The organism is Phenylobacterium sp., assembly GCF_044371015.1.
Lineage (GTDB): Bacteria > Pseudomonadota > Alphaproteobacteria > Caulobacterales > Caulobacteraceae > Phenylobacterium.
On the sequence record NZ_JBILUK010000236.1, the window covers coordinates 1 to 4,914 of the forward strand.

Annotated in this window: 2 protein-coding genes; one reads left to right on the forward strand and one right to left on the reverse strand. The window is 70.3% G+C overall.

All coding sequences use genetic code 11. The annotated features are described in order from the left end of the window. Positions 1 to 154: 154 nt before the first annotated feature. A complete protein-coding gene (locus ACIQ3R_RS15280) occupies positions 155 to 1,576 on the forward strand; it encodes an amidase (protein ID WP_397419719.1) in 1,422 nt (473 codons plus the stop codon). A 4-nt stretch (positions 1,577 to 1,580) separates the two neighbouring features. Here ACIQ3R_RS15280 and ACIQ3R_RS15285 read toward each other — a convergent pair. After that, positions 1,581 to 4,914: carboxyl transferase domain-containing protein (locus ACIQ3R_RS15285; protein WP_397419720.1), on the reverse strand; the 3,334-nt coding region annotated here is incomplete at its 5' end.

Sequence of the window (4,914 nt, forward strand, 5' to 3'; positions counted from 1 at the left end):
CCTGGCACAACATGTTCCTCTGCGCGGCCATGACCGAGGCCGACATCACAGGCGCGCTCGACGCCGCCGAAGCCGCCTTTGCCGCCCTGAAACGCCAGGCCCCGGGCTTAGGTCCGGTCGAAAAACTTGCCTTCCTCTCCGCCGGAGCCCGATGATGGACGATTATTCCGACTATGATGGCCTCGGTCTCGCCGAGCTGGTGAAGACCCGGCAGGTCACCCCCTCCGAATTGGTCGAGGCGGCGATCGAACGCATCGAGCGGCACAACCCGGCGCTCAACGCCGTGGTCTACAAGGGCTATGACGACGCCCGCAAATGGGCGGCGGGCGATCTTCCGGACGGCCCCTTTAAGGGCGTCCCCTTCCTGATCAAGGACTTGGGGGCGCAGGTTAAGGGCTGGCCTCGGTCGTCCGGCAGCATGTTCGCCCAGGTCGCCGCCGACGCCGAGGACAGCGAGCTGGTGAAGCGCTACCGCGCCGCCGGCGTGGTGATGCTCGGCAAGTCCAACACGCCCGAGTTCGGCATCCCCGGCGTCACCAACTCTGAACGGCTCGGCTTCTGCGCCAATCCCTGGAACACCGACCATATCTCCGGCGGCTCCTCCGGCGGCGCGGCCTCGGCGACGGCGGCCGGCATCGTCCCCCTCGCCCACGCCAGCGACGGCCTGGGCTCGATCCGCATTCCCGCCGCCTGCTGCGGCCTGGTCGGCATGAAGATCACCCGCGACCGCACGCCGATCTGCGAAGTGTCCGACGGCGCGCTGGGGTTCTCGGTGCACCATGTGGTCAGCCGGACGGTGCGCGACAGCGCCGCCATGCTCGACGCCACCGGCTATGCCCAGATCGGCGACCCCTTCCAGGCTCCTGCCAAGGACGGGCCCTATCTCGCCGAGATCGAGAAGAGCCCTGGCAGGCTGCGGATCGCCTGGTCAGCCCAGACCCCCAGCGGCCGCCCGATCCCCGAGGAGATGCACGCCGCCCTGGTCCGCACCGCGGAGTTGCTCAAGGGGCTTGGCCACGACGTGTTCGAACAGGACATCGGCGTCGACTACCGCGCGCTCTACCGCGCCCAGGGCCTGGCCAGCGCCTCGAACTTCTCCGCCAACGTCAGGCGCTGGGTCGATGCGCTCGGCCGCGAACCCGGCCCGGACGAGCTGGGCCCGCTGGCCCGCCGCGGGTACGAGTCCGGCAAGCGGCTCAACGGCCAGCAGGCCTTCTGGGGCTTCCAGGAGCTCCGCATTCTCAATCGCCAGATCGTCGCCGCCTATGAGGGCTTCGACGTCTTCCTCCAGCCCGTCATGGCCACGCCCGCCCCCAGGGGGGATTGGCTCTACCCGCTGATGGAAGACGTCAAGGAGTTCGACAAGCGCCAGGCCGCCACCTATGGCACCACCCCGCCCGCCAACTTCACCGGCCAGCCCTCGCTCTCCCTGCCGCTCTGGCAGTCCGAGAGCGGCCTGCCGATCGGCATGATGTTCACCGCCAAGTTCGCCGACGAAGCCACGCTCTACCGCCTCGCCGGCCAGCTGGAGAAGGAAGCGCCGTGGAAGGACCGCCGACCGCCGGTGTGGGGTTAAACCTCTAAGGCCGGAATCCCATCGCCCGCGGCCCCAGGTTCGACGGCAGACTGACATTGCGCCACGCGTCGGCCACCCACTCGCAGATCCAGCGACGGGTGTCCCTGGGGTCGATCATCTCCTCCATCTGGAAGCGGTTGAGGGGTCCGACAGGTCCGCGCACGCTTTCGATCCGGGCTTCGATTTCCGCGCGCAGCGCCACCGGATCGGCGGCTTCGGCCAGCTGGCGCTTGTAGGCGGCCTCGATCCCGCCCTCGGGGGGAATGCCACCCACGTCGGCGGCCGGCCAGACGACGCGGGGGTTCACCGCCGCGCGCGGGGCGGCGAAATTGTTTCCGGCCACGCCGAAGCTGCGCCGCATGATCACCGTGAACATCGGCATGGTCATCTGCGCCCAGGCGATCATCCAGGTCCCGCCCTTGCGGATCGTGGCCGCCATCTCGTGTTCAATTCCCACCGCAAAGCCCGGATTATCCACGAGATTCAGCACCGGAATGTGAAACAGATCGCAGAGATCCAGATGGCGGATCAGCTTCTCGCAGCCCGCCGCGGTCAGCGCGCCGCCGTTCTCATGGCGGCTGTCCGAGGCCAGGATCCCGACCGGATGGCCGCCGAACCGCGCGAACCCGACGATCTGATCCGAACCCCACAGCGCGCCGATCTCGAAGAATGAGTCCTGGTCCGCCATCAGCCGGATCGCCCGGCGCATGTCGAAGGTCGTCGTCCGCTTGCGCGGCACGATCGTGAACAGCTCCTCCTCGCGGCGGTCGATCGGGTCGTCGCAGGCGCTCACCGGCGGCGGCTCATAAACGCTGGAGGGCAGATAGGACAGGAACCGCCGGGTCTGATCGAACGCCGCCTCTTCGGTCTCGGCCAGGTTGTCCACCGCCCCGTTCCGGCAGTGGATCCGCCAGTCGCCCAGGTCCTCCTTGGTGACCTCATAGCCCACTGCATGCGCCACCACCGGCGGGCCCGCAACGAACAGCTGGGCGATGTCGCGCACCATCACCGAGAAGTGCCCCAGCACCGCCTTGGCCGCCCCAAGCCCCACGACGCTCCCCAAGAGCACATTGACCACCGGCGTCGTCGCCAGCTGCTCCGCATAGAGGCTGGAGCCCAGATGGCCCGGCAGGAACGAGCCGCCGCCGCCGGACACCCGCGGACGCCCGGCCTGAATGGAGCCGGAACTCTCCTGGACCTGGCTCTGGCCCGAGGTCTCCTGCTTGGGCACCATCGAGGCCACGCTGCCGCCACCGGACGAACCGTCCAGCAGGCGGACGGACGGACACCTCATGTTCAGCGCCAGTTCGTCGAGATAGCGGCTCTTCTGGCCGATGGCGCCGTCCGAATGGCCGCCGCGCGAGGTGAAATCATCCGCGCAGACCACCACGCGCCGCGCCTGCACCGCGCCCCAGCCGCCCACATGGTTGGCCGGGGTGAAGTCGGCGACGCCGCCGTCCTCATCGTAGCTGGCGAAGCCCGCCAGGCTGCCGACTTCCCGGAAGCTGCCGTCATCCAGCAGGCTGTCGATCCGTTCGCGACAGGTCAGCTTGCCCCGCGACCTCTGGCGCACCACGCCGGGATCGCGGCTGCCCGCTGCAAACCGGTCATGCGCGATCTTCTGCAGGTCCGCGACCTGGGCCATCATCGGCGCCCAGCTGTCGCGGCCGTGGACTCGCGGCGCAGCGCCCGCGCCCTCTGTCGGCGAGAGCGTCGCCACCACCTGCCCCGGGCCGACAGTCTGCCCGATCTCGATCGGCGCCAGGCTGGACACCACGCCGGCGCAAGGCGCGGTGATCCCCGTCTCCATCTTCATGGCGCTGACCACCATCAGCGTATCGCCGGCGGCGACCCTTGCGCCGATCTCGACGCTGACCGCCAAGACCGCCCCGCCCATCGGCGACTCGACACCCACCTCGCCGTCGGAAACCGGGAGCGACGCCTGCGAGGGTTCCGGCGCGGCCGGACGCCCGGATCTCGGCGACGGGGTCTGGTCAAGGAGCGCGCTCACAGGCGTCTTCGGAGACGACTGACCGGCGTCTCCCAGGCCCGGCTTGTCGGCGAGCAGCGTCGTCCGCGGATCGCCGCGCCGCACAGACTCATCCGCCAGAATGGCCCGCAGCTGACCCAGGTTCGTCGGCACGCCCTGCAGGTGATAATCCGCCAGGGCGGCCGCCGTCCGATCCAGCGCCGACACCAGCGCGCCCGACGAACCCGACCGCCCGATCACCTTGGCGAACATCGGATCGAACTGCGGCGGCGGCGCGTAGCCGAGATAGCCGCAGGCGTCGACCCGCACGCCCGGGCCGCCGGGCTCCTTGTAGGCGTTGAACGCGCCCGCGCCCGTCGCCACCACCCGCGCCTGCACGGCGAACCCCCGCACAGGCGGCGGCTGCGAAAGCCCCAGATCCGCCAGGGTCGCCCCTGCGGCGATCCGGAACTGAGCCTCGACCAGATCGACGCCGGTCACCTCCTCGGTGACCGTATGCTCCACCTGAATGCGAGGATTGCACTCGATGAACACGCGCTCGCCGCGCTCGGGGTTCACCAGGAACTCCACGGTCCCGGCATTGGCGTAGCCGGCCGCCCGGACCAGCTTCAGCGCATCGTCCAGCAGGCCCTGCCGCAGGGCCGGCTCCAGGTTCGCCGCGGGCGCGATTTCCACCACCTTCTGGTTCCGCTGCTGCACCGAGCAGTCCCGCTCCCAGAGGTGGACCAACCCGCCCGCGCCGTCGGCCAGCACCTGAACCTCGATGTGCCGCGCGTTCTCGACCAGCTTTTCCAGGAACACCGCCCCGTCGCCGAAGGCCGCCTCCGCCTCGCTCCGGCACCGCTCAAAGGCCTCGGCGAGGTCGCCCGGCGCATGCACCCGCCGCATCCCCCGCCCGCCCCCGCCGGCCGCCGCCTTCAGCATCACCGGATAGCCGATCTCCTGGGCCGCCTGGGTCGCCGCCTCGGCGGACTCCAGCCCCGAAGCGCCGCGCGCCACCGAGACGCCCAGCGATTCCGCCAGCCGCCGCGCCCGCACCTTGTCGCCGAACAGCTCCAGCGCCTCCGGCGGCGGCCCGATGAACACCAGCCCCGCCTCGGCGCAACGGCGGGCGAACGCCGCGTTCTCCGACAGAAACCCATAGCCCGGATGCACGCAGTCGCAGCCGGACGCCACCGCCGCGCCGATCACGGCCTCGATGTCGAGATAGGCCCGCACCGGGTCGGCCGGCGGTCCGGTGATCAACCGCGTCTCGGTCGTCACCGCCGTGTGCAGCGACCTGGCGTCGGCGGCGGCGTGCACGCTCACCGTCTCCACGCCCAGCGCCGCCGCCGCCCGCGCGATCCGA

Coding starts and splice junctions, on each gene's coding strand:
- ACIQ3R_RS15280 (WP_397419719.1), top strand. CDS start 155: ATGGACGATTATTCCGACTATGATGGCCTCGGTCTCGCCGAGCTGGTG.